This is a genomic window from Metabacillus sp. 22489 (assembly GCF_052044855.1).
GTDB lineage: Bacteria > Bacillota > Bacilli > Bacillales > Bacillaceae > Metabacillus > Metabacillus niabensis.
On record NZ_JBQENT010000060.1, the window covers coordinates 1 to 26686 of the forward strand.

Sequence of the window (26686 nt, forward strand, 5' to 3'; positions counted from 1 at the left end):
GAAAAATGTGGGGGTGAAATGTATCCTGAGTATTATAAAGGGGTACATGGCATAGAGTACAAATTATCGGATATTCTCTAACCATGAAAAGGACCGGGCTATGCCCGGTTTTTCTTATTGGAATTCAATCCATTAGGAAAAGGTGTTGAAATAAGTGTTTGTAAATTTTGTGTGTCGATTTTATTTCAGGGAAACAAATTCATAAAACTCAGGTTATATTGAGTCTAGTAAAGGTAAAATTAATATTAAAAAATGAATATCATTTCAACTCTATAAATTAAAATAATATTATGGAACATAATTTAAAAATAATTTTTAAAAGGTAATTAACGTTAATTAAAATAATATCTTCTCCCCAACCTGTAATGGACTCTTAAACTTAAGGATATTCAACCAGGTTAATAAATATTTCCATGACAATTTTAGATTACTTTGGTACAGATTTTTGGATTTCTCAATTTTAAAAATAAAATAAACCCTCTCTTTAATTAAGTGTTTTCTTATTTTGAAGGTCTTGTTTAATATATTCAGTTAGCAAGTTGTCAAGCTCCTGGCTAAATTTAATAGATATTTTTGAATTTATTCCATTCTTTTGAACAATTTTAATGAGTTCAATACGTTTTTTTTCGATTATTTTAAGCATTTCATTATTCGGCATGATAGTAATCCTTTCTATCATCTAATTATGTAATGAGTAAATTATAACTGCTATTGGTAAATAATTCAAAATATAGATTTTTAAAGAAAGTATTCAAAATCTATTTCTTGAATTTATTAACAGTCTTTGCGTATAGTAATGAAGATTCTTAATTAATTATTTCAATAAAAAAACAATAAACAATTAATGACATAAATGCAAACTATTCATAAATATTGTAATGTTAACAGGCGTAAAGTCCTTATTGTTTTTCATAAAAGTTATATTTTTTGAGACGAATTTACTATATTTTCAAGTAGTTTTTGATATAATAGGGTATGTGTGAAAGATATTGCGTTTGATGAATGGCTTGAGTCTAACAGCCCTCCTTTAGTCAACTTGCAATTGCCTTCACGATTGAAGTTTGATGTTATATCGAGACTTCTTTTATCATTTTTGGAGGAGGAACTAGGCATGGCTAGAATTTTAATTGTTGATGATGCCAAGTTTATGAGATTGACTTTATCAAATATATTAGTAAAGGCAAATCATGAAGTAGTCGGTGAAGCAGAAAATGGTATAGAGGCCGTAAAGCTATTTGAAAAGGAAGTTCCAGATTTAGTAACGATGGATATTACAATGCCTGAAAAAAACGGTATAGAAGCGTTAAAAGAAATTAAGGGGAATTTCCCTGATGCAAAAATTATTATGTGTTCTGCGATGGGCCAACAAAAAATGGTTGTTGAAGCAATTGAAGCAGGGGCTAAAGATTTTATTATTAAACCATTTGATGAAAACCGTGTACTTGAAGCAATAGATCGTGTTTTAGGATAATGTAAAAGCCATTTAGGACATTCTTAAATGGTTTTTTTATATTTTGAAAGGGATTTGATTAAAATGAAAAGTTCTATTAGGTAATTTATAAAAATTCGTATATACTTATATATAGGACTTGTTTAAAGTAAAGGATTGGTTCGATTGCTTACATTTATTTCTACAATCTTCGCTATTTGTATGGCTGTTTTTGTCTTATTTATTAGGATGAAAGCACAAAAGAAACCAGCAACCGTGAAAAAAATAATTTTGCCTCCAATTTTTATGAGCACAGGTGCGTTAATGTTTATTCATCCGATGTTTAGAGTATCTGCTGCCGAATTTTTTGAGGCATTAATTGTTGGGATGATTTTTTCAATTTTTTTAATTAAAACTTCTAATTTTGAAATTAGAGAAAATGACATTTATTTAAAACGTTCAAAAGCTTTTGCATTTATATTAATCGGATTGTTAGTAATTCGAATTGTGATGAAATTGTATTTAAGCACATCAATTGATATTGGAGAATTAAGTGGAATGTTTTGGATTCTCGCTTTTGGAATGATTGTTCCATGGAGGGTGGCTATGTATTTTACTTTTAAAAAGGTAAAAAATCAATTAGATTCTTCGCCAAATATTCCAACTGTTTAAAATTGAATGAATGAAATGGTAAAAACTGTCTCCTGAATACTGTATCGATATGACTAACATATCGAACAATTGGAGACAGTTTTTTTAAAATAGGGCTTTATATGGTGAATAGTCAATTTGCTTTTCTTTTAATCTTTTTATTAAAAATTTATGATCACGCTTTGGTGTTGCGATTATATAGCCTCTGATAACTAAATCTACAGTGATATATTTGGCGTTTTCCTTTAAAGCAAGCTGTCCAATTTTACCAGCGATTTTTGCCCTGGCAACATCACGAAATAGCTCAGGAACTGGCTCAACTAATTCTTCTAATAAATCTTTTTCTTCTTGCTTCCATAAATGTTTCGTTTTTTGCAAATAATACTCCTGCCAATCTAAATCAGATTTACCATCCTCTTTAGGAAGCCTTTGTAAAAATTTTCGGAACATAAAAAACCCACCGATTGCAAGCATCGAGAGTAGAAAAACAATCCAAAACATAATGAACCAGAGAAACCAGCCTTCTAACAAGTAAATCACCTCTTAACCCAACGTTTTTCTATTTATATATCGTTTCATGTGAAGAATGGCATTTATTAAATTCAACATCCAATCATCTGTTTAAACAATTATCTATTCTGGACGTCCATAAGCTTGGTATTCTTTAGCAAGTAGGAGGATTGCTTTCTTTACTGCTTCTACTTTTACTCGGTCATATGAAGATGCGAGTATGTTGTTAAGCTCAGCTTGTACATGGAAAAGTGAATGCTTATGATAAATATCAAGTCGGATGGTTCCGACATCTGTTGGTAGATAGACAAATTCACACGTATGTTCCATTTTTGCTCCTCCTATTAACCATTAGTTAATAATGATTACTGAACAATTTATAAAGTATAGTTTGATTATATGAAGCTAAATTGTCGATCAACTTTAGTTATTTTAATAATATCAAAAATTAGTTATGAGTTCACTTTATTTATTAAGTAAATGAAAAGAAAAAAGTGCCTGATATTACATCAGACACAGTGATCCTTCCGATCCGTACATGGTTAAGTGTCCCGCAACAAGCGAATGTTTCGGAAGGATCACTTTAATTATACACTATAAATTAACTTTTGAAACAAGTAAGTATTAACAATAGATTTGTAAACTATATCTAAAGTGAAATTCAAAGGCAAGTTTGTACTAGAGTGGATATTGGAGGTATTATAGGGTAATGTTAGGGGAGGTGATGTCAGTTGTGAAAAGAGATAAAAAATAAGGGTATTTAACAAGTATCTTAAAAATAATGAAACCGATTTCATAAAAGTGATGTAGTGTGACATTTTTTTTGGTATCATAAGTAAGAGAAAGAATATTCCATAAAAAAGGAGAATCATAGATGAGTATTTCAATAGCAGTCCAATTATATACATTACATAGTGAATGTGAAAAGGATTTTTATGGTACGTTAGAAAAGGTTTCTGAATTGGGATTTAATGGAGTTGAGCTTGCTGGTTACTGGGGAAAAGAAGCTGAAAACTTAAGACGAACTCTTGATCGCCTTGGATTAAAAGCTGTTAGCAGCCATGTGTCATTAGAAAACTTAGAAAATAATTTAGAGGCTGAATTAGCATATTTAAAGATTTTAGATTGTAAGAATATAGTATGTCCATATTTGTTTGAAAATCAAAGGGATGACTATTATGCTCTTGCAAGCCGATTGAATAAAATCGGTGAGAAGTGTCAGCAAGAAGGCATTTCACTTAGTTATCACAATCATGACTTTGAACTAGAAAAAAGTGAAGGTAAAACTTATTTGGATATTTTATTTGCTGAAACAAATCCAGAATTCGTTAAGGCAGAATTAGATGTATACTGGTTAACATTTGCGGGGGAAGATCCTCTACAATGGATAGAAAGATATTCAAATCGTTTGCCATTAATTCACTTGAAGGATATGACAACTGACGAAGAGAAAACGTTTGCTGAGCTTGGAACAGGTGGCGTAGATATTAAAGCAATTGTAGAGAAGTGTAAGCTTGAAAATGTAGAATGGTTCATTATCGAACAAGATAAATGTAAACGTTCTCCTTTTGAAAGTATTGAACAAAGTATTACATATTTAAAAACAATTTTGTAATATTTTTTGATTAGCTATATTTAAGTTTATTGTTGATTGGAGTGTAAGCATGAGACTCCAACAAGGAGACTCCCAGACCGCCTGTAGATAGGGAATGCCTGAAGTGGAAACAACAATGTTTCTAAGTCTTTATTTTATCATTTTGCTGTTATTTGGAGGAATTTCATGTGGGGAAAATTAGATTAGGGATTATTGGGGCCGGTGCAATCGGTAATGTACATTTAACAACATTCGGAAAGCTACTTGATGAAGTTGAAATTATAGGTATTACAGATACATATATACCTTTGGCTGAACAAAGAGCAAAAGAACATGGCATACAAAAAGTTTATCATACTGCGGAAGAGTTGATTAATGAAGATAAGATTGATGCAATTATAATTGGTGTACCTAATAAGTGGCATGCATCCCTTACAATTGCGGCTTTGAAGGCTGGAAAGCACGTCTTAGTTGAAAAGCCAATGGGTATTAATAGTGAAGCGGCTAAAGAAATTGTTAGAGTACAGCGTGAAACTGGAAAAATAGTGATGGTTGCCCATCAAATGAGATGGCAATGGCAAATTAGACAAATAAAAGAACAGGTTGAAAAGGGTGCTTTCGGAAAAATTTATCATGCAAAAACTGGGTGGTTTCGAAGGAAAGGGATACCAGGTTGGGGAAGCTGGTTTACGCAAAAATCTGAAGCTGGTGGCGGACCTTTAATTGATATTGGTGTTCATATGCTTGACTTGGCACTGTATTTAATGGGAAATCCAAAGCCAATCTCTGTTTATGGAGCAACATATGCGGAATTTGGCCCGAAGAGAAAAGGTATTGGAAATTGGGGTACACCAAATTGGCAGGGAGTTTATGATGTCGAGGATTTAGCGACCGCTTTAATTAAAATGGATAATGGGGCGATTTTATCACTCGAAGTAAGCTGGGCCGTTAATATGGAAACGAGTAATAATCCATTTATTCATCTCATGGGTTCAGACGGTGGAGCATCTATTAATGGAAATCAAGCAAAAATCTTAACTGAACAATTTGACCGTCCAATTGATATTGAATTATTTCCTAACGAAAACGAAATAGATGAGCGGATATACTTAAGTAAACATTTTATTGAGTGTATTCGCCAAGAAAAAGAGCCAATCACCTCAGCAATGAGCGGATTAGCAAACAATCTAATCCTTGATGCAATTTATGAATCATCTAGATCAGGTCGTGAAGTTGAATTGGATTGGAACATATAGTTTTATTGATTGACGATCATGTAAATGGAGCTTTTCACTAAGATTTTATACTTATGGGAAAGCTCCTTACTTTTTACATCATTTCCGAAAGGGGTAATTTTTATGTTAAGAGGATTAACAAAGGCGGGATTTGGGACGAGTATTGATGATAAACAATTTATTGAATTAGCAGCAGATTATAACTTTCAATCTGTTGATATAGATGCTAAACAATTTATTGAGGACTATGGTTTACCTCATGCAAAAGCTATTTTAGAAGAGAATAAAATTGTGATTGGAGCAATTCCACTTCCTGTTGAATGGAGAAATTCAAACGAGGAATTTCAATCAGATATCGTAAATCTTGTAAGCTCTGCTAAGGCAGCATTTGATTTAGGCTGTACACGCTGCTGTACATATATTTTACCATCCACAGATTTAAAGCCAGCTAGCTTTATGAGTACGACAATTAAGAGATTAAGAGCTTGTGCCGAGATATTAGATGTATATGGGATCCGTTTGGGTTTAGAATATGTTGGCCCACATCATCTTCGAAAATTAGGGAAATATCCTTTTATTTGGACACAGAATGAAACGTTAGAACTTATTGATGCAATTGGCAAATCGAACGTTGGATTATTATTAGATTCTTATCATTGGTATACAACAGGCTTATCAAGTGAAGACATTACAAGGTTAAACGAAAAACAAATTGTCCATGTTCATATAAACGATGCATATTCTTTACCAATTGAAGAGCTTAAAGATAATGATCGTCTATATACAGGAGAGGGAGTAATAGATTTACCTTTGTTTTTAAACAGTATCAAACAAACAGGGTACAATGGAGCAATCTCTCAAGAAGTATTAACACCAAATCCACCTACAGAATCAGTAGTAGAGCTAATGAAACGTACTAAACAAGGTTTTGATAAAGTATTTTCCAGTATATAAAAAATGAAACGACTTTTTAAGAGAGAAGACTGACTTTAAACATCTAAAAAGTCAGTCTTTTTTTTCTTTATTTATTGTTTCCATTCATTAGTGGAAAGGAAATGTTAATAATTGTTCCTTGATTAAGCTCCGAGGTAACGGTAATTTTTGCAGAATGAAGTTCGGCAATACCTTTTGCAATATTCATCCCTAAGCCAGAACCATCGGTGTTTTCCTCTGTATTTGTACCTCGATAATACCGTTCGAATAACTGTTGAACAGTATTTTCATCCATTCCAACTCCATCATCTTTGACTTGTAGAATAATTTGATTGTCATTTTCGTGCATATTGATTGAGAGTGTAATGCTCGTACCTGGAGGGTTATGTTTAATGCTATTTATTATGATATTATCTAGCATTCTTTCAAACCATTTAGCATCAGCATTAATAGAATATTGGTCTTTGGCATTAATAAAATGAAATTCATACTGATTATAAGTTCTATCCTTTAAATACTTAGCTGTTATTTGTTGAACTAATTGGTTTAAACTATAATTTTTCATAACAAGAGATAATGCCTTGTTTTTGATTCGAAAAGTTAATGTAAAGTCCTCGACAAGTCTTAGCATATGTTCACTTTTCTCAACGAGGATATTTCCGATTTCAACCAATTCAGCTTTTGTCCAATTATATTGACCGCTTTCTAGTAAATGACCATATCCTTGAATGGAAGACAGAGGTGTACGTAAGTCATGGGAAATACCTGTCATCCACTCTTCTCGCGTTTTTTCTAGCTTGATTTTTTCTTTTTCAGATGCTGCAAGTCTCTCAGCCATTTCGTAAAATGCATTGATTACTTCACGGTATAAACGATATCTCGTTCGAACTTTTCCGCTTTTACGAAATATTTTATGGCGCTCTTTTACTGTTAGCACTTCATCATATTGCTTTTTCCCCATCCGTTCAAGCCAGCTCGTAAAAATAAAGAGAGGCTGACCATATCGATAGCCGTTCCAAATAGATAGTGAAACTGTTATGAAAAATACCGAGGCACCGATAATGATGATAGCTATTATGAATTTTTCCAAAATGGTTATACTAGTATACTCAGAATCTTTCTTAGGCGATAATAAAATCCATGTGTTTTTTGTTGATGAGTCATGATAAATGGACGTTTCGGTTGAATAATATCCCGGTTCTTGTCTTCTTAGTAAAATATCAAGTGGCTTATATTTTTTTGCGTCATCCATTTCAGTTCCTATAGATTGGAGAATTTCGCCTTCTTTATTGATAATATGAATCGTTGCATCTTTTAATTTCTTTTTGATCCCAGGCAGTTCATTTTCGTTAAGAAGGCCATTTTCATTATATTGCTTGAAAAGAGAAACAAGCTTTTCTTTGTTTTTATCTTTATATCCAAGAATATAATAATATGGTTCTTCGTATGTATTATCTACCTCAGATTTAATCGTATATCCTAAAAGTTGATCATTCTCTTCAATACTGATAATATCACTCATTGCATACGATGTTGGAAGTTCACTAGGAGTATTGAAATTTCCAACGACTTTACCATGATTGTTAATAACCTGAACCCACATTTCATTTTGCTTTAATAATGCTATCCATTTATCAGAGAGTGTTGCTTTATTATTATCAATGATTTCAGTATCTGAAAAAATTCCATCAAATACACCTACAGGAGTGTTCCGTTTAATCTCATCGTTTGCAATATAGTTTACTAATAAAAAGAAAAGAATAATAACAAGTATTGTTATAGCTATTGTTAATGTAACAAATTGTAATGAGAAATGAAAAATTAATCTATTTCTTAATTTTCTCATTTTGATAACTCCTAACTAGCTTATATCCTAATCCTCTAACAGTGACTAAAAATTTAGGATTACTCGGATCCTCTTCAATTCTTTCTCTAATCCTTCTTATATGTACTGCAACGGTATTTTCATCTACATAATGATCGAAGCCCCAAACTGCTTCAAGTAATTCATTTTTTGAACAAATCTTATTAGGATGTTTACAGAAATAAAGAAGAAGCATGTATACTTGTGCTGGACATGGAATTACCTCTCCATCTACATGTAGTTCTCCAGAATCCTCATATAAGATAAAGCGACCAAAGTCAAAAACAGATGATTGTTGTATGCTTGAGACCTCGACAGTTTGCGTATTTCTCCGCAAATGTGCCTTTAACCTAGCGACAATTTCCAATGGATTAAATGGTTTAGTAACATAATCGTCTCCACCAATCGCAAAGCCTGTTAAAACGTCCAAATCAGATATTTTAGCTGTCAAAAATAAGATATATGCATTACTTAATTGTCTGATTTTCGGACATAAATCGAAGCCGGTTTGATCAGGCAGCATGACATCTAACACAATGATATCCATTTTTTGCCTTTCAAGTATATGTAAAGCTTCCTGAGCGTTATAAGCAGTATATATGTGCCTGAAGCCCTCCTTACGAAGAACAGTTTCCAGCATTTTTACGATTGAACGTTCATCATCAACTAGCAAAATTTTATTGCTTTCTAAATTTTCCATATAGCTCACCTCTTAACATATCGTAGCATATGAACATTACGAGAAGTTGAACGAACGATTGAAAAGTTTATCGAATGGTAAACAATTGGTTTTATTGTGGAAAGCTTTGATTAGTAAAGTAGAGATATCAAGTTTAAAAAGGAGAATATTTATGAACACGAATCGTATCCATACCATTGATGGATTAAGAGGCTTAAGCCTTCTCGGAATATTAATGGCGAATATGTTGATATTTCAGTACGGAATATGGGGAAAAGATGAAATCCATTTGTATTCCTTAAATCAAATCGACAATATAGCTTATTACTTATTGAAAATTTTTGTAGAAGGCAGCTTTATGCCGATTTTCACTTTCTTGTTCGGCTATTCGATGATTATGATGGCAAATAGCATAAAGAAAAAAGGGGGCAAAGTAAAAAGGACCTTTTTCCGAAGATTTTTCTTTTTAGCATTCATTGGATTTTTGCACTCTGAGTTTTTATGGGAGGGTGACATTTTAACTTTCTATGGAATAATGGGGATATTGCTTTTAATCTTTGTAAATCGAAAACCAAAAACATTACTTATTTTGGGATTGTCATTATTGATATTGTCATCGCTCTTTGGCTACGGTTTATCAACATATGAGACAGATGAAGAGAAGAAAACGACAGAGGAATACGTATTAAAAACGATCGATATTTATGGAGAAGGAAGTTATTTCGAAATTAAAGAACATCGGAATAATGAAATGCCAATAGATATTCCTGATTTTCTAGTAATATTTGTATCTCTTCTAATGCCATTAATCTCAGGTGCATTATTTTTAATTGGTATGTACTGTGCAAAAACAGGTTGGTTCGTTAAACCAAAAGAGGACAAAATAAAATATCTTACAATATCAGCAATATTGCTTCCGATTGGTTTGATTTGTAAAAGTATGCTATATATCGTTCCTGAAAATCCATGGAGTGGAGCTATTAATATGCTTGGCGGGAATTTATTATCTTTAGGATATATTTGTGCCTTTGCTTTGATGTATATTAGTGGAAAGCAATCTAAGGTAGTAAAAATGTTCGAAAGTGTTGGAAAGTTATCTTTCAGTAATTATATTCTTCAAACAATCATTTGTACGACTATTTTTTATGGCTATGGCTTTGGTTTTTTTGGTAAACTAGGCGTTTTAATTGGAATTTTCCTTTCATTAATTATTTATATGTTGCAGATGGTTGGCAGCTATATCTATTTGAAAAAGTTTAAAATGGGTCCACTTGAAAAACTCCTTAGAATATTTACTTATTTTTCATGGAAAGGAACTCAAAAAGTAAAGAATAAGGATGTAACAGTTAATGCTTAGCAGTTGCTAGGCAGAAAGGAAAATTCAAATTAAAGAGGAAGCCATATTTGGGGAAAAGTCAGTATTTCTGAAAATTGACTATAAAAAAATTATTGAACCTGATAATAAAAACATTCTAGTCCAAAGAAAGATACCTGTTTAATGAATAAATATTTTCGCGGAGAGCTTTAAGAAAAGCTCTCCGCTTTTTATTATTTCTTGAATGATTTTTTAAATTTTGCTAGGGTGTTATTCAATTAACTAATGATTAAATGTAAAAAATGTGAAAAAATCTTTATTTTCTAAAGTAACAAAAAACGGTAAGATAGCATAAGATGGCTTTTTTAGGGAAAATAGCCTTAAAGATAAATAGGGAAATTTGGGGTGCATACAGATGAAACGTAATATTAAAATAACTGGTATTGGCTCATATCTACCAAAAAGAATAGTAGACGGAGCAGAAATTGATAAAATAATAGGTGCAAAAAACGGTTGGTCGGAAAAAAAATCAGGGGTTAAGCAGCGTTATTTTGTGACAGATGAAACTGCGTCATACATGGGAGCAGAGGCAGCGAAAAAAGCAATAGCTGACGCGGGTATTGAACTAAATGAACTTGATTGTATTGTAAGTGGAAGCGGAACAATAGAGCAGGCGATACCTTGTAATGCTTCACTTATTCAAGAACAACTAGGACTCCAGCATTCTGGGATCCCCGCATTTGATATTAATTCAACATGTTTAAGTTTTCTAACAGCATTAGATATGATTTCGTATGCAATGGAATCAGGAAGGTTTAACCATGTGTTAATTGTTTCTTCCGAAATTGCTTCGGTAGGGCTGAACTGGAGTCAAAATGAAAGTAGCATTCTATTTGGAGATGGCGCGGTTGCTTACGTTTTTTCGAAAACAACTGAAACGGATAGCTCACATATTATTGCCTCACGTATGGAAACGTACAGTGCAGGTGCACATCTTTCTGAAATTAGAGGGGGCGGGACAAAGATCCATCCTAGAAATTATGCTGAGGATACAAAGGAGGATTTCCTATTTGACATGGACGGTACGGCAATATTTAAGCTCTCATATAAATTGCTGCCGACTTTCATCGGAAAATTATTTGAAAATACTAATCTAACAATGGATGATATAAAGATGATCGTCCCACATCAGGCTAGTGCCTCGGCAATGAAAATTATTCGAAAAAAACTTAGCGTTAATGAAGAACGATTTATGACAACAATTGAAAATTATGGAAATATGATTGCTGCATCTATTCCAATGGCATTGTATGAGGCAATTAAACAAGGTAGGGTTAAACGGGGAGATAAAGTCTTTTTATTAGGCACATCTGCTGGATTATCTATAGGAGGCATTCTTCTTGAGTATTAATTCGAGAAGGGTGTTAATTACAGGGGCAAGAGCTCCTGTTACTTTACATTTATGTCGAATCTTAAAGGAATTCGGTTTTGTTGTATTTGCGGCTGATTGTATTTCGTATGCAATAGCAAAATCATCTAACAGTGTGACGAAATATTTTTACACTCCTTCTCCAAAATTTAATCCGAATGAATGGGTAAATAGTCTCGCTCGAATTATTAAAGAATATAAAATAGACATCTTAATTCCGACATGTGAGGAGACTTTTTATCTTTCAAAATATAAAAGTGAGCTATCACAGTATTGTGATGTATTTGTCGATGACTTACAACATATGACGATGCTTCATCATAAGGAGACATTTATTCGATTTGTTGAAGAATTGGGGTTTAAAACACCAAAAACATGTTTACTCACTCCTGAAACAAATCAGGAAGTGCTTAGTCAATATTTTTTAAATCAAGAAATTGTAGCGAAAAAAGTGTTTTCCCGTTTTTCAGAATCAGTTGTATTTTTAAAATCTATTAGTGAGCTAAAAAAATCAATTGAATTTAATTCTTCATGGATTGCCCAGGAAAGAATTATTGGTCCCCAATATTGCTCTTATGCAATTTGCAAAGAAGGAAGGCTGCTTGCCCATTCAATTTATCGTTCTGAAATGACAGCTGGCTTAGGTGCCACATTGTCCTTTGAATATATTAAAAATGATTATATTGAGGATTTCACGCGGGAAATTGTTGACAAACTTTCCTATACAGGACAAATATCTTTTGATTTTATATTGAATCCTGATGGTGTACCGATACCAATTGAGTGTAATCCACGTGCAACAAGTGGTTTGCATTTGTTTGATAAGCAATTAGGGACGGTTTTTATTAATGAAGTACAACGACAAACTCTATATCCTAGACAAGGTGCTAAAGAAGCGATAAAGCTAGGAGTATTACTTTACGGTTTAAAAAAGTGTACGACAATCAAAGGGTTTAAGAGATGGTTGAAAATTGTTTTCACATTTCATGACGCTGTTAATAAAGCAAATGATAGAAAACCGGTAATCTATCAATTTCTCAGTATGTTCTATTTATGGAAGGATAGTAGAGTTTATAAAAATAAGCTGTTAGAACAATCTACATATGATATAAGTTGGGATGGTGAAGATGGATGAATGTGCTTGTAACTGGTGCTACAGGATTTTTAGGGCAAAAATTAGCATTCCGATTGGCCACTCTTGGCTTTAATGTCACAGCAACAGGCAGGAATCGCAAAATTGGTCAAATGCTTACTGAGAAGAATATTCGGTTTGAACCAAGCTTATTAGAGGACAAAGAACGAATCATTGAGCTCTGTAAAAATAAGGATTATGTCTTTCATTGTGGTGCACTTTCTTCTCCATGGGGGAAATACAAGGATTTTTACGATGCAAATGTTTTAGGAACTAAGCATGTGATAGAAGGCTGTAAAGAAGCGAATGTAAAAAGGCTAATCCATGTTTCTACCCCAAGCTTATATTTTTATTACAATGAAAGAAGAAACGTAAAAGAATCAGACCCGTTACCAAATAAATTTGTGAATCATTATGCTGAAACGAAATATTTAGCTGAAATTGAAGTTGATAAAGCGTTTGAAGCTGGCGTTCCGTCAATTACAATTCGTCCACGGGCAATTTTTGGCCCTGGTGATAACGCAATCCTACCAAGATTAATTAAAGTGTGTGAAAAGGGAATTTTCCCCAAGTTTGGTAATGGGGATGTTGAGATTGACCTTACATATGTAGAAAATGTTGTTGATGCTTTATTACTATGCATGAATTCTGAAGAAAAAACGTTGGGTCAAAAGTATAATATTACAAACGGAACAAGTGTGAGCTTATATAAAATGATCGAGAATGTCATTGCACAGCTTGGCATTTCTGTAAAATATAAAACGATTTCAGTGAAAAAAGCATATTTTATCGCTAGCTTACTAGAAAAGCTTTCAACAGTTGTTTTTCGAGGAAAAGAGCCGTTGCTTACGAAATATACGGTTAGCGTGCTCTCACAAACGCAAACTTTGTCTATTGAAAAGGCAAAGAGTGAGCTTGGCTATGTTCCTGCTGTTTCAATTGAGACAGGAGCTGCTGAATTTGTAGAATGGTGGAAGAATCATGAAAATTAAGTCGTTGCAATTATTTGAATGTGGCTATTGTACACATCCGGAAAAAATTATCCTTTCGAACGGAAGCTTTAAATCGGTAAAATTTCCTGCAACCGTTGCATTGCTAAATCATGAGACGTATGGATACATTTTATTTGATACAGGGTATGCCTCACATTTCCTTGAGGCAACAAAACGATTTCCTTTTTCGGCATATGCGAAAATAACACCAGTAACGTTTACTGAAACAAAATCAATAAAATATCAACTAGAGGAAATCGGTATTAATCAAAAACAGATAAACTATATTATTCTTTCACATTTCCACGGGGATCACACTGCAGGATTAAAGGATTTTCCTTATGCCAAAATATTAACATTTAAAAAAGCCTATGAACATATCGTGACGAAGAGTAAGTTTCAAGCCTTAACAAAAGGTTGCTTGCTTGAATTACTTCCGGAAAATATCGAGGAAAGATTAATATTTATCGATGAAATGGACGAGAAGCAATTAAGTAAAAGCTATGGCGATTTTTCAATCGGCTATGATGTTTTTGAAGATGAATCAGTGATAGCGATTGACTTAACTGGTCATGCAATTGGACAATTTGGGATATTTGTGAATTTGCAGAGTGGAAAACGTGTTTTATTATGTGCGGATGCAGTCTGGGTAAGTGAAGCATTTGAACAATTAATTTTTCCACATTGGATCGCTAATGTCATAATAGAAGATGTCGAAATGTATCGAAATAATTTGAAAAAATTAAATCAGTTATGGATTCAAAACCCTGAAATAGATATCCTACCAACACATTGTCATAAAACTTGGGAAAAGGTAAAACAAGGAGTTATCTATGAATAAAGTTAGATTATTAAAGCATTATATTTTAACAAAATATGGTCGTAAATTTCATTCAAGGCATGAAATCGAAAACTATCAAAATAAAAAAATTAAAAAGCATTTGGATTTTATTGTTGAAAAATCTCCTTTTTATCGTTCACTGTATTCAGAGTATGAAACTGAATTAAAGACAAATCAATGGAGAAAGCTACCTATCATTGATAAAGCTATGATGATGGAGCAATTTGATTTATTCAATACGGTAGGTATAAAAAAGGAGGAGGCTTTAAACCTTGCATTTTCTGCGGAAAAGACGAGGGACTTTTCTCCTAAGATAAACAATATATCAATAGGGTTATCTTCTGGTACAAGTGGTAACCGAGGGCTGTTTTTAGTTAGTGATAAGGAATCTGAAATGTGGGCAGGAACAGTTTTAGCGAAATTACTTCCAGGAAGTTTGTTAAACACACATAGAATCGCTTTTTTTCTGCGTGCAAATAACAATCTCTACTCTTCAACAGAAAATGGGAAAATAACATTTCACTATTTTGATTTACTAGATGATTTTCAATCACATAAAACTAGATTACAAGATATACAGCCGACGATTATGATTGGCCCTCCTTCGATGCTAAGAAAAATAGCTGAATGGCAGACCGAAAATCAGCTTCATATTTCTCCTACGAAAATAATCTCTGTAGCTGAAGTTCTAGAGGACATTGATAAGAAATTTATCGAGGCTGTTTTTAAGCAGCAGCTTCATCAGGTGTATCAGTGCACAGAAGGATTTTTAGCTACAACTTGTAAACATGGTACGCTCCATATAAATGAGGATTTAGTAGCTATACAAAAAGAATATTTAGATCGGGAGCGAGGAATATTTGTTCCAATTATTACGGACTTTACGAGAATAACACAACCGATCATTAGATATCGTTTAAATGATCTTTTAATTGAACGGAAAACACCTTGTCCGTGTGGTTCCAAATTTTTAGCTTTAGAGCGAATAGATGGACGAAGTGATGATTTATTTTATGGAGAAAGATATGGTGAAAAAGAAAAAAAGGTTCTTTTTCCAGATTTTATTCGAAGAGCGGTTATGCTAGCATCCGAGCATATTCTTGAATACAAGGTAATTCAAAAGGAATTAAATTTAATTGAAGTGAAAATTAAAGTGGAACAAAAAAATCACGAACAAGAAGTAAAAGAAAGAACTCGTAAGGAATTGATTAAGCTGTGGAAAAGCTTTCATTTAATTGAACCTACCATCATTTTTTCTGATTACAATATCCTTCCATCAGATAAAAAATTAAAAAGGATTGAAAGTAGACTATAAGAAAAATGTACAGAAGTCAAAGATAAACCTAATATTTAAACGCACAATTACGTATAATATATAAAAATAATTTAGATATAAAAGGGAAATTAGATTATGAAAGTATGCTTTTATCGTTTGTTCAAAACACGTAGAGCTGCAAATACATCTGCAGATGCCGGAGGATTAGCGTGTTGTTAAAGGATTTATTTGTCCATATTTGTATTTTAGTTACATTTATCTTTTTAGCTGGAGTAATATTTAAAAACTCGGAAGCTTCATCATTAAAGAAAAATCAAATTCTTTTTGGCGTTTTTTTCGGAATTTTAGGTTCAATCTTAATGATTTTTAGTATTCAGGTCGATGTTGAAACAATTATTGATTTACGACATATTCCAATCATTATCGCTGCTATGTTTGGTGGTGTAACGGTTAGTTTTATCTGCTCACTTATTATTGCCATCAGTAGAATTTTATTTGTCGACATAACACCTATTATGTTAATCGTATCACTTACAACGATCTTCGTTGGGATACTAGTTGGGTTGATAGGAAAGCTTAAGAGCCAAAATACATTAAAGTGGTTGTTCATGGTTGTAAGCAGTACAGCAGTTTTTTCAATTATATTATACTATCGTGTCCGCGAGATTGACGATTTTGGATTTATTTTACTGAACTACTGGTTATTATCTATTTTTGGAAGTACATTAACTCTACTTCTCGTTAACTATATAAGTCGTGCTAATTATTTACACAATGAATATAAACGCTATGCATCAATCGATTATTTGACTGGACTTAAAAATGTTAGGGAATTTAATCTCACATTAGCTAAACTACTAGTAAAAGCTAGTAGTGACAAAAGTCGGTTTGCCTTACTATTTATTGATATTGATCATTTTAAACAAATAAACGATCAATATGGTCATCAAGCAGGTGATGCTATTTTACAGCAATTTGGACAACTTTTATTAGACACGATCCCAAAAAAAGATTTAGCATTTCGAAATGGCGGAGAAGAGTTTTCAGCCATTCTATTAAATGTTAGTGGTGAGGAAGCAGAACAAATGGCTGAGCTTATTAGGGAGAGAGTCGAAAAATATCGATTTAGGTTACCTGACAAATCAGAGTTTGCGATTAGCTTATCTATCGGAGTTAGCATGAATAAAGAAAAAGGTGAACAGCTGGACGAAATAATAAAACGAGCAGATCAAGCTTTATATCAAGCAAAATCTGAAGGTAGGAATAAAGTAGTTTGTTTCATCGAGCAATAAAAATGCTAACAAAATGTATAAATAGGCTGTCACATTTTTAAATGTGTACAGTCTATTTAGATTTAATTGATTCTATTAAATAATTGTTTAATAAATTATATATTTAGTAGGAGATTATTCCTGTTTTTTCTTACGGGAATACTGATTTCATGTTTTTGCGTAATTGGATAATCCTTGAAATAACAATGATTTCCTTCTGATTAAAAATGTAAAATAATGTAGAAGCAATAATTTAATTAACTGTGACCAATTAGCCATTTTTCCTTGAGACGATTGATATAAACACTAGGAATGGATTATGATATTTTTGTAAATTTAAACTACCATTTTTAGGTTTTATACTAATATTTCGAAATAGTAACATGGGTTTAATAGATTGTTACTTTAATTAGAAATAGTAGTATTACAATCTGGTAATGGTACAAAAATACATAATGTGGAATAGGGAGTGGATTTTTTGTTAAAAAAAGCATCAATCGTTACATTAGGATTAGCAGTAGCAATTACTCCAGCAGTTTCAGTAGCAGCTGAAGAAAACAGTGAAAATGTTGAACAGCAAGCAGTTGTAGATACAGCTAGTGAACAAACGACAACAGAAGCTGTAGATGTAGTTGTTCCTGATGCTACAACAGAAGGAAGTACTGATTCTGAAGCAGTAGCAGATGAACCAACCTCAAATAAAGAGAGCGAAGCCCCAACAGAAGAAGTACCAGCCGAAGAAGCCCCAACAGCAGAGGAGCCTGCAGCAACTGAAGATGAAGTAACAGAAGAGAATACAGAAAATACAGAGGAAGTTGAAGCGGAAACTCCAAACGAGGAAGAGGTAGTAACACCTCCAACAGAAGAGGGATCAACTCCTAATGATGAAGAAGTTGTTGATGAGATTGAAGAAGAGCAGCCTGAGTTATCATATGAAGAAATTGTTGCCCAAATGAATGGTTCAGTGACTGGAAAGGTTTCTGAATTTGATAAAGAAAAAGGCTACTATACATTAACAATTAATGCATCTGTTACAAATAATTCTGAACAAGCAATCACTAACTTTTATACAGGAGTAGATATTCCTGATGATATTATGGTGCTTGATACAGACGAAACACCTCAAGACATTTTTCTTTTAACAGGTGAAGAAACAGAATTAGCAATTCCAGTTGGTGAAGTGAAAGCAGGAGAAACAAAAAATATTTCAATTAGTATCCCTGTTATCGGAAAAACATCTGGAGCTAATTTACTTCAAGATTTAAATGGATATGTGATTGATGCGGAAGGTTACTTACCTGTTGGCAGTATTTCTGGAACAAGTAATCTAACATTCAGTACAATGAATGAAGCAACATACTTTGAAGGAAAAGCACAAGCAGTAACTGATTTTCCAGGATTAGCTGATAATCAATTTGGTATGCAATTCGGATTTAAGGTGCAAAATTTACAAATTGAAAACATCGATAATGTAAAAATTGAGTTTATCGTACCAAAGGGTGTAACAATTCATGAGCCAGATAGCTATGAAGAAGGTGCGATTCCTGATGCCCTTGATGATTTCTTAGATGGTGGAGACCTAGGGCTTGGATCTAGTCGATTAGATCTTGATTGGAATGGAAATACGGCTTCAGTTAACATTGGTGCAATCGAAGCCGCTGGTGGTTATCAAGGCTTCTTCTCTGCGATTGGTGAAAGCAATTTAAGCTTTGAAGATATTAAAAAACTTCAAGTGAAAATAACTTTATTTAGCGGTAATGAAGCAATTGAATCATATACAACACCAATTGAACTAGTGAAATATCAAGGTAATGAAGAAGAACCAGGTAATAAACCTGGCAACGGCACAGACAACGGTTCAAATACCGATCCAGACAAAGACAATGATGGTGGTGCAACACCTACACCTATTGTTAATAAGCCAACTCCAAATAATTCAGGAAAAGGAAACGATCCATCAGAGAATAACAGTAATAATGGTGGACAAGTAAAGGGTAACAACGATAGTAACATTAAAGTAACACCAGTTGCTAATAATAATTCAAATAATGAACAAGGTGGACAGCTACCGAAAACAGCTGGAACGAATCCTGTTGGTGCATTAATGGGTGGCGCAATTGCAGCATTAGGCGCAGCTATCCTTGCAGTGAGAAAGAGATTATTTCAATAAAAATGATTGAAGAGGGCGATGTCGTCCTCTTTAAGATTTTAAGATTGGGAGGGTAAGAATGTCCCGAATCATTGGATTTATTGCAACTGTATTAATAATTGGCGGGATCGGCTATTCTGCCTGGAATTTATACCAATGGAATGACAGTAAAAAATCTGTAAAAGCCATTGATGAGTCTCAAGCAATTACGATGAAAAGTACTGAATTACAACCGAAAAAAGCGCTTGAAGAAAAGAGTGAAAAAACGATTGAAGATGTGTCAACTTTGAACTATTCTGTTGAGAATGGTAAAAAAGTAGCGAAATTAAATATTCCAAAAATAGCTTCAAGCTTCGATGTTTTTTGGAATACAGATGAATCAACACTTGATAAAGGTGTTGGTATGTATGTCAGTGAGTGGACAACGATTCCTAATGATATTGGAGGTCATACTGTATTAAGCGGACATCGTGATACCGTATTTACGGAACTAGGTGAGCTTAAGCAAGGGGATACAATGACGGTTGAATATGAAGGGGAATCCTTTACATATAAAATTAAAGATATATGGATTACAGATGCAAATGACCGTACTGTTATAGTAAAAAAGGATAAACCAACCTTGACACTTACTACTTGCTATCCGTTTGATTTTATTGGTTCTGCCCCTGATAGATATATTATTCAAGCTGAATTGGTATCAGAGTAATATTATATAAGGCTGATCTCGTCATTTATCGAGCAGCCTATTCTTCTAATAAAACAAATCATATTGATTAGTGCCTCAATATTGTTCAATTCCTCTTATCATTTACATGAATATAGATGATTTTTCTTCACAAGCTTTTAGGATGACTTTTAATAGTTCCCTTTATTTTTATTATCACTTATCATTTATTTGCAGGATTTATTAAGTTCAAAATCGAATAGTTTCATCGTTAAAGCCTTTTTGAATAATTTTAAAAGTATATGGAATGAGGAGAAAACGAAGATGAAAGTAATGCCATTACAACAACGTGAAATAACATCTAGCCGTTTAGTGCTTGGATGTATGGGTTTTGGAGGAGGATGGGACCATAACCCGATAACAAAAGAAGATATTGTCGTTGCTGAAAAAGCTGTAGACGCTGCACTCTCTTCGGGAATTAGTATGTTTGATCATGCGGATATATATAAAATGGGGAAGGCAGAAACGATCTTTGGAAACATCTTGAAAAACAATCCAAAGTTACGAGAAAACATTGTGATTCAGTCAAAATGTGGAATTCGCTTCCCTGAAGGAAATTCTCCACATCGATTTGATTTTTCTAAGGAGCATATTCTGCAATCTGTTGATGGAATATTACATCGACTTCAAATAGACTATCTTGATATCTTATTGTTACATAGACCAGATCCATTGGTTGAGCCTGAGGAAGTTGCAGAAGCGTTTGATATTTTAAAAACAGCTGGAAAAGTTAAGGAGTTTGGTGTATCAAATATGAGCTCAGCACAAATCAAACTATTACGTGCATACTCTAATACACCGTTAATCGTTAACCAGCTTGAAATGAGTTTAAAACGAATCGATTGGCTTGAGCAAGGAATCCTCGTTAATCAAAAAGCAGGTACAGATGTTAATTTTGCAGATGGAATATTAGAATATTGTCGATTAGAAAATATTCAAATTCAGGCATGGGCACCATTGGCATATGGGATGTATTCTGGCAGAGTGATGGAAGAAATGTCAGCTGCAGATAAACAGACTAAAGAAATTGTAGAAAAGATGGCTAAAGAAAAGGAAACAACACCTGAAGCGATTGTTTTAGGTTGGTTAATGAAGCATCCTGCAATGATTCAGCCAGTTATTGGGACAACTAATCCAGAACGGATTAAAAACTGTCAAGATTCTGTTCGTCAAGCAGAGATAATGACTCGTGAGGAATGGTATACGCTTTATACTGCTTCTCGCGGGGCAAAACTTCCTTAAGTAGGGTAGGTAGTGTAAATGACGATATCGACAGCAGGTTTAAACACTCTTTTGGAAAAATATTTTCCCGATATAGAGCAAGTAACAATAAACAAAGGAGCAAGCGGGTATAATAATACGACTAGATTTATTCAGTATAAGGATGAGAAGTTTGTTCTTCGAATTTACGAAACACATAATGATGTTGCCAAGGTCTTGCTTGAACATGAAATATTAGAAAAACTAAAAACGAAGGATTTACCTTTTAACATACCTTTACCTATCTTGTCTAAGTTAGGTAAAACCTTTCATCATTTAGAGGAAGATACAAATAAATTAGCGTGTCTTTTTTCGTATATTAAAGGTGATAATCCGCTTTTTCATAATAAGCAAGAGATTTATTCGTTTGGAGTACAAACGGGATTCTTATTGAATGGATTAAGTGGAATTAAGGTATCAAGGCCGTTTGCTTATAAACCATATTATGAAATTGAGAATACACATCCGCAATGTACGGTAGAAAACATTGTCGAATGGTGTACAAATCCTCCAGTAGAATTTAAAGATTATAGCACCCACTTACAAATTATACGGGATAAATTATTACAATTTATCGAATATGTACCTATGCTTAGGAAGCTGCCACATCAGTTGATCCATGGGGATTTGAATCAATCGAATATACTTGTAAATTCAAGTGGGAAAATAAGTGCGATTTTAGATTTTGAATTTGCTACTCTCGATCTACGTGCAATGGAGGTTGCTGTTTGTTTATCTGAAATAATTATAAAAGAATCGAATAAAATGGGAGTGCTAGATAAATTACGACTATTTCATGAAGGTTTTACTATGGTTAGCGCCTTAGATGAAAATGAAATTAATGCGTTACCTGTATTAGTTCAATTAAGAAGGTTAGATGTTTTCGTTCATTTTTTAGGCAGATATATTGATGGAATTGATCATGCTGATGTATTAAAAGAGCAAATGATTAATTACATAACTAATCTAAAATGGATGGATGAGACAGAAGAAAAACTACTAGACATTTGGAACGGAAAATAGAGTAAAGCTTCCCAAAGGATAATACATTTATCTTTTGGGAGGCTCCTCCTCCATCATTTCAGCCTTCACTCGTTCTTCCTCTTCTTTTACACAAATTCTTGTAATCTGTTCATTTAAAAAGTGATTTAAATAATCCATTTCTTCATTACATTTCTCATTATTGTTTTTATCTATTGTGAACACCTCATTTATTGAAACGATTTGTAAGCATTGTATATTTTTAGGATAATCTGTTTCTTTTATTCGTGTTCTATTTAATTTTGAAGGTAGTATATAAAAAAATAAGCCAAAATCAATGATTATTTGATTTTGGCCATAATGATGTATTTATCAATTATTAATGGGAACAAAAATCCTCTGAAGAAGAAGCATACATATTAAGAACGGATTCTAATTCTTTTTCTGTAGCTTCATATAATTGCCTTCCATCCGGCATTTTATATAAATTCATATGAAGTAAAGCATCAATCATTTTTCCTTTACTGTTTTTTAACTCATATGTGATTTTAGACAATCAAATCACCCCTCTGTTTGTAAGCGTTTCCAAAAATATTATAATTAATAAAATAACATTTGTCAATAAATAACCAAATCGAAAATTATTTCCTTTTATTAATGTTTATTTTCCAATTGTTTATTAGTATGATTAACAAATATGATGCAGTTTGGGGGATAAAAATGGAACAGCACCATCATTGTGAAACATATGGATTTCGTTTTCTAGATACTTTAAATGGACCATTTTGTCAATTGTTTGCAGTTGGACATGATCTTATTTCGAATAAAGAGCAGTATCATTGGGATGGCCGTAAACGGGTTGATGGGCCATTATTATTATTTCAATATACAATATCGGGGTTTGGTCATCTTGATATCGATGAAAAGACGTACAAAATAATGCCCGGTTATGCATTTATGGTTGAAATACCAAGTGACCATATATATTATTTACCAGAAGAAAGCAATTCATGGGAATTTTATTATATTTTAGTTAGGCCAACTGGAATTATCCATCACTGGAATGAGTTGGTAGGAAAAATAGGAAGAGTGATTAAAATAAATAATGATCATTCCGTCATTAGTTTACTACAAAATATATTTCATGCAGCTAGTAGACAACAAATTACGGATGGGTATCGGGCAGCATCAATTGTTTATCAATTCATTATGGAGCTTTTTAGATTTTCTGATGAGCACAAAAAGATGAAAAGCAATTGGCCTGTCAAAATCCAAAATGCAGTAGAAAAAATGGAAAAGGACTATGCGTATATTCAAAGCTTAGAGGAAATCGCAATTGAAGTGGAAATTTCTAAATACCATTTTATTCGTATATTTAAGCAATTCACAGGCTATACGCCAATTGAATATTTAACAAAAGTGAGGATGGAGAAAGCAGTTAACTTGCTACGACAATCAGAGTTAACAATTGATGAGATAGCTAAATTAATAGGCTATTCCAATGGAAGTTACTTTATTAAAGTCTTTCGCAAATGGCTTGGTTTTTCCCCTGGGGAATTTAGAGATGGCAAAGATATTGCTTCAGTAAACCAATTGAAATTTGATTAATAGCAATATAGTACATAAAAAGCAAAAGTTTATTATAGATTGTTGAAAATCATTCCTTTTATTATATAAGTAGAATAGCAATATAATAGAAAGGAAATGATTTGAATGAACCATACAACATTTGCGAAGACACCTCCGATGGGGTGGAATAGTTGGGACTGTTACGGAGCTACTGTTACAGAAGAGGAAGTAAAGGGGAATGCTGATTACATTGCAAAAAATTTAAAGGAATATGGATGGGAATATGTTGTAGTTGATATTCAATGGTATGAGCCTGGTGCTGTATCTTCAGTTTATCGTCCTTTTGTTCCTTTAGAAATGGATGAATATTCAAGATTAATTCCGGCTACAAATCGCTTTCCTTCAGCACGAAATGGAAGGGGTTTCAAGGAGTTGGCGGACTATATTCATAATCTTGGCTTAAAGTTTGGGATTCATATAATGCGAGGAATTCCCCGCCAAGCAGTCCATGCAAATACACCGATATTAGGAACAAATGTTGGCGCAAGAGATATTGCTCATCCTAATTCAATATGTCCTTGGAATACAGACATGTATGGTGTTGACGCATCAAAGGAAGGAGCACAAGAATACTATAATTCGTTACTTAAGCTATATGCTGATTGGGAAGTAGACTTTATTAAGGTTGATGATATTGCAGCTTCACGCCTTTATGATATCCATATCGAAGAGATAAAGCTCATTCGAAAGGCAATTGACAATTGTGGTAGAGACATAGTATTAAGCCTTTCACCTGGTCCTGCACCATTACAACACGCGAATGAATTAAAGGCAAATGCAAATATGTGGAGAATGACGGATGATTTCTGGGATAAATGGGAGTTATTATATGGAATGTTTGAAAGATGTGAAAAGTGGAGCGAACATGTATCAGAAGGAAACTGGCCAGATTGTGACATGTTACCTTTAGGTCATATAGGGATTCGATCTGTTGATGGCGGTGGAAGTGATCGCTTTACACGATTTACAAAAGATGAGCAATTAACGATGATGACTCTTTGGTGTATTTTTAAATCCCCATTAATGTTCGGTGGTGAACTACGGGACAATGATGAATGGACATTGTCATTATTAACAAACAAAGAGGTTTTAAATATGCATCGTAATAGCCATAGTAATAAGCTAGTTTACAGGGAAAATGATGAAATTGTATGGACGGCAAAGGATAATGAATTAACGTATGTAGCACTATTTAATGCAACAGATGAAGAAACGTTATTGACTGTCTCCTTGGACCAACTCGGAATTACTTCACCAAAAAATGTTAAAGATTTATGGGTCAATGTGGAAGAAGGTATTGTTGAAGAGAAGATAGAAGCAAAGGTTCCAGCACATGGGGTAAAGCTTATAAAACTTTTCTGAAAAAATTTGTTAAAAAGCAGGATTATCAAATCTTTTTATCCAATTAAACAAACAGTGATTACCATTATTTTAAGAGAAAGATTTGGAGTGAATGCGATGTCTGATTTACATAGTAGATTAACAACCCTTCTTCAACATTTCGTTGAGAATGGACTTCCGGGATGCGCATGTATGGTGACAAAGGATGGAAAAACCATTTACGAAAACTATTTAGGATTTGCGGATATTGATAAAGAATTGCCGATAACAGACGAAACAATTTATCGAATTTTCTCAATGACAAAGGTTGTAACATGTACGGCTGCATTAATGTTATATGAGCGGGGCTTATTTTTATTAAATGATCCACTTGAAGAATATTTACCTGAATTTAAAAATCAACGTGTCTTTGAAAAGCAAGAAAAAGGTAATTATATAGAAAGACCTGCAGCTAATAAAATATTAGTTAAGGATCTTTTTACGATGACTTCAGGAATAACTTATCCTGGTGATGCAAATGAAACAGAAAGAATGACAGCAAGGGCAATGTCAAATATAGACCAAAGGGTACGTCAAGGGGAAGCTATTGACGTGCAAACAATTTCCAAAATCATTGCATCCATTCCTTTAGCATTTGAGCCAGGTTCACAGTGGCATTATGGTTTAAGTCATGATGTTTTAGGAGCATTCATAGAAGTACTTTCTGGCAAAACATTCGGTCAATTTTTGAAGGATGAAATTTTTGACCCGCTACAAATGGAGGATACATTTTTCAAAGTACCAGAAAATAAACAACATCGAATTTCTAACGTATATATTCGTAATGAGCAAGGCAAACTTGTAAGCGCTAAAGAAGCTGATGAAGCATTTCAAATTGATTTTCCATATGAGAATGGTGGTGCAGGCTTATTCTCAACGTTAAGAGATTATAATCGATTTGCACAAATGCTAGCAAATGGTGGTCAATTACACGGAGTGCAAATTATTGGTCGCAAAACGATTGAACTAATGTCACAAAATCATTTAACTTTAGAAAATAGCAACAATTATAACTGGGATTACTTAAAAGGCTATGGATATGGGTTAGGTGTTCGAGTTATGGAAAATCCTTCATTAGGGGGAATTAATAGTTCCATTGGAGAATTTGGCTGGTCAGGAATGCTAGGTACTTGGGTTCTAATCGATCCGAAAGAAAAATTATCTGCTGTGTACATGCAGCAAATGTATCCAAATTTAGAAGCCTATCATCAACCACGTCTTCGGTCAGTTATATATGGGACAATTTAATCATTTCAAAAACAATTAGGAGTAAAGCGAAAAAGCCACTAATGGAGCTTACCCCTAAAAGTTAGAGTTTTTATTATGCAGCTGATTGGCTGGATTGAATTCGGTATTCAACCGGACTTAGTCCAGTCAATTTTTCTTTTGATCGTATATTGTTATACCAG

The 26686-nt window shown here is 33.3% G+C and carries 26 protein-coding genes; 19 read left to right on the plus strand and 7 right to left on the minus strand.

What is annotated here, in order from left to right; genetic code table 11:
- Positions 1-484: 484 nt before the first annotated feature.
- Entirely contained in the window at positions 485-658 is a 174-nt protein-coding gene (locus tag ACTJJ9_RS23585; RefSeq protein ID WP_145584140.1) for an aspartyl-phosphate phosphatase Spo0E family protein, read from the minus strand.
- Between the two features lie 453 nt (positions 659-1111).
- Here ACTJJ9_RS23585 and ACTJJ9_RS23590 point away from each other — a divergent pair, with 453 nt between their 5' ends.
- Together ACTJJ9_RS23590 and ACTJJ9_RS23595 are read left to right on the plus strand one after the other, a co-directional pair.
- Entirely contained in the window at positions 1112-1471 is a 360-nt protein-coding gene (locus ACTJJ9_RS23590; protein ID WP_095301800.1) for a response regulator, read from the plus strand.
- 144 nt (positions 1472-1615) lie between these two features.
- A complete protein-coding gene (locus tag ACTJJ9_RS23595) occupies positions 1616-2101 on the plus strand; it encodes a cytochrome c biogenesis protein CcdC (protein ID WP_145584142.1) in 486 nt (161 codons plus the stop codon).
- Positions 2102-2185: 84 nt separating this feature from the next.
- Here the strand turns inward: ACTJJ9_RS23595 and ACTJJ9_RS23600 are convergent, their stop codons facing one another.
- Both ACTJJ9_RS23600 and ACTJJ9_RS23605 read right to left on the minus strand, forming a co-directional pair.
- Positions 2186-2611 (minus strand): DUF2621 domain-containing protein, encoded by a 426-nt coding sequence (locus ACTJJ9_RS23600; RefSeq protein ID WP_145584144.1) that lies wholly within the window; start codon positions 2609-2611, stop codon positions 2186-2188.
- A gap of 102 nt (positions 2612-2713) precedes the next feature.
- The gene (locus ACTJJ9_RS23605) at positions 2714-2920 is read right to left on the minus strand and encodes a hypothetical protein (protein WP_095301803.1); all 207 of its coding nucleotides are present in this window, start codon (positions 2918-2920) and stop codon (positions 2714-2716) included.
- Between the two features lie 544 nt (positions 2921-3464).
- On the opposite strand from ACTJJ9_RS23605, the gene ACTJJ9_RS23610 reads away from it, so the two are divergent.
- The 3 genes from ACTJJ9_RS23610 (at position 3465) to ACTJJ9_RS23620 (ending at position 6373) form a co-directional block, all read left to right on the plus strand.
- Positions 3465-4205 carry a sugar phosphate isomerase/epimerase family protein gene (locus ACTJJ9_RS23610; protein ID WP_145584146.1) on the plus strand — a complete coding sequence of 247 codons (741 nt, stop codon included), beginning with the start codon at positions 3465-3467 and terminating at the stop codon, positions 4203-4205.
- 167 nt (positions 4206-4372) lie between these two features.
- On the plus strand, positions 4373-5440 hold the full coding sequence (locus ACTJJ9_RS23615; RefSeq protein ID WP_145584147.1) for a Gfo/Idh/MocA family protein: 1068 nt from the start codon (positions 4373-4375) through the stop codon (positions 5438-5440).
- A gap of 102 nt (positions 5441-5542) precedes the next feature.
- A complete protein-coding gene (locus ACTJJ9_RS23620) occupies positions 5543-6373 on the plus strand; it encodes a sugar phosphate isomerase/epimerase family protein (protein ID WP_145584149.1) in 831 nt (276 codons plus the stop codon).
- 67 nt (positions 6374-6440) lie between these two features.
- Here the strand turns inward: ACTJJ9_RS23620 and ACTJJ9_RS23625 are convergent, their stop codons facing one another.
- Together ACTJJ9_RS23625 and ACTJJ9_RS23630 are read right to left on the minus strand one after the other, a co-directional pair.
- Entirely contained in the window at positions 6441-8198 is a 1758-nt protein-coding gene (locus ACTJJ9_RS23625; RefSeq protein ID WP_145584151.1) for a sensor histidine kinase, read from the minus strand.
- Complete coding sequence (locus ACTJJ9_RS23630; RefSeq protein WP_145584153.1) at positions 8179-8916, minus strand: response regulator transcription factor; 738 nt, start codon at positions 8914-8916, stop codon at positions 8179-8181. Before ACTJJ9_RS23630 ends, ACTJJ9_RS23625 begins: the two co-directional genes overlap by 20 nt.
- 151 nt (positions 8917-9067) lie before the next feature.
- On the opposite strand from ACTJJ9_RS23630, the gene ACTJJ9_RS23635 reads away from it, so the two are divergent.
- The 11 genes from ACTJJ9_RS23635 to ACTJJ9_RS23685 all read left to right on the plus strand — a co-directional run bounded on the left by ACTJJ9_RS23635 (position 9068) and on the right by ACTJJ9_RS23685 (position 22310).
- Positions 9068-10252: a DUF418 domain-containing protein gene (locus tag ACTJJ9_RS23635; protein WP_186324284.1), complete on the plus strand. Its 1185-nt coding sequence runs from the start codon at positions 9068-9070 to the stop codon at positions 10250-10252.
- Between the two features lie 373 nt (positions 10253-10625).
- Positions 10626-11621: a beta-ketoacyl-ACP synthase III gene (locus tag ACTJJ9_RS23640; RefSeq protein ID WP_145584155.1), complete on the plus strand. Its 996-nt coding sequence runs from the start codon at positions 10626-10628 to the stop codon at positions 11619-11621.
- On the plus strand, positions 11611-12774 hold the full coding sequence (locus tag ACTJJ9_RS23645) for an ATP-grasp domain-containing protein (protein ID WP_440768925.1): 1164 nt from the start codon (positions 11611-11613) through the stop codon (positions 12772-12774). The genes ACTJJ9_RS23640 and ACTJJ9_RS23645 overlap by 11 nt, the downstream gene beginning before the upstream one ends.
- Positions 12771-13763 carry an NAD-dependent epimerase/dehydratase family protein gene (locus ACTJJ9_RS23650; RefSeq protein ID WP_145584161.1) on the plus strand — a complete coding sequence of 331 codons (993 nt, stop codon included), beginning with the start codon at positions 12771-12773 and terminating at the stop codon, positions 13761-13763. Before ACTJJ9_RS23645 ends, ACTJJ9_RS23650 begins: the two co-directional genes overlap by 4 nt.
- Entirely contained in the window at positions 13753-14604 is an 852-nt protein-coding gene (locus ACTJJ9_RS23655; RefSeq protein ID WP_145584163.1) for an MBL fold metallo-hydrolase, read from the plus strand. Before ACTJJ9_RS23650 ends, ACTJJ9_RS23655 begins: the two co-directional genes overlap by 11 nt.
- Positions 14597-15919, plus strand: coding sequence for a F390 synthetase-related protein (locus ACTJJ9_RS23660; protein WP_145584165.1), 1323 nt, complete (start codon positions 14597-14599; stop codon positions 15917-15919). The genes ACTJJ9_RS23655 and ACTJJ9_RS23660 overlap by 8 nt, the downstream gene beginning before the upstream one ends.
- 173 nt (positions 15920-16092) lie before the next feature.
- A complete protein-coding gene (locus tag ACTJJ9_RS23665) occupies positions 16093-17172 on the plus strand; it encodes a GGDEF domain-containing protein (RefSeq protein ID WP_145584167.1) in 1080 nt (359 codons plus the stop codon).
- A 457-nt stretch (positions 17173-17629) separates the two neighbouring features.
- Complete coding sequence (locus ACTJJ9_RS23670; protein WP_440768926.1) at positions 17630-19321, plus strand: LPXTG cell wall anchor domain-containing protein; 1692 nt, start codon at positions 17630-17632, stop codon at positions 19319-19321.
- A gap of 58 nt (positions 19322-19379) precedes the next feature.
- On the plus strand, positions 19380-20009 hold the full coding sequence (locus tag ACTJJ9_RS23675; RefSeq protein WP_145584171.1) for a class D sortase: 630 nt from the start codon (positions 19380-19382) through the stop codon (positions 20007-20009).
- A 282-nt stretch (positions 20010-20291) separates the two neighbouring features.
- On the plus strand, positions 20292-21269 hold the full coding sequence (locus ACTJJ9_RS23680; protein WP_145584173.1) for an aldo/keto reductase: 978 nt from the start codon (positions 20292-20294) through the stop codon (positions 21267-21269).
- An 18-nt stretch (positions 21270-21287) separates the two neighbouring features.
- Positions 21288-22310: a phosphotransferase gene (locus ACTJJ9_RS23685; RefSeq protein WP_145584175.1), complete on the plus strand. Its 1023-nt coding sequence runs from the start codon at positions 21288-21290 to the stop codon at positions 22308-22310.
- Between the two features lie 337 nt (positions 22311-22647).
- Here ACTJJ9_RS23685 and fbpA read toward each other — a convergent pair whose 3' ends face one another.
- Positions 22648-22824 (minus strand): Fur-regulated basic protein FbpA, encoded by a 177-nt coding sequence (gene fbpA, locus ACTJJ9_RS23690; RefSeq protein WP_095301818.1) that lies wholly within the window; start codon positions 22822-22824, stop codon positions 22648-22650.
- Positions 22825-22988: 164 nt separating this feature from the next.
- Between fbpA and ACTJJ9_RS23695 the strand changes: the two genes are divergently transcribed.
- The 3 genes from ACTJJ9_RS23695 to ACTJJ9_RS23705 all read left to right on the plus strand — a co-directional run bounded on the left by ACTJJ9_RS23695 (position 22989) and on the right by ACTJJ9_RS23705 (position 26525).
- Entirely contained in the window at positions 22989-23876 is an 888-nt protein-coding gene (locus ACTJJ9_RS23695; protein ID WP_145584177.1) for an AraC family transcriptional regulator, read from the plus strand.
- Positions 23877-23981: 105 nt separating this feature from the next.
- Positions 23982-25259 (plus strand): glycoside hydrolase family 27 protein, encoded by a 1278-nt coding sequence (locus ACTJJ9_RS23700; protein WP_145584179.1) that lies wholly within the window; start codon positions 23982-23984, stop codon positions 25257-25259.
- Positions 25260-25355: 96 nt separating this feature from the next.
- Positions 25356-26525: a serine hydrolase domain-containing protein gene (locus ACTJJ9_RS23705; RefSeq protein ID WP_145584181.1), complete on the plus strand. Its 1170-nt coding sequence runs from the start codon at positions 25356-25358 to the stop codon at positions 26523-26525.
- 73 nt (positions 26526-26598) lie between these two features.
- Here the strand turns inward: ACTJJ9_RS23705 and ACTJJ9_RS23710 are convergent.
- Positions 26599-26686 (minus strand): IS3 family transposase (locus ACTJJ9_RS23710; protein WP_440768581.1); only part of this gene is annotated, 88 nt, incomplete at its 5' end.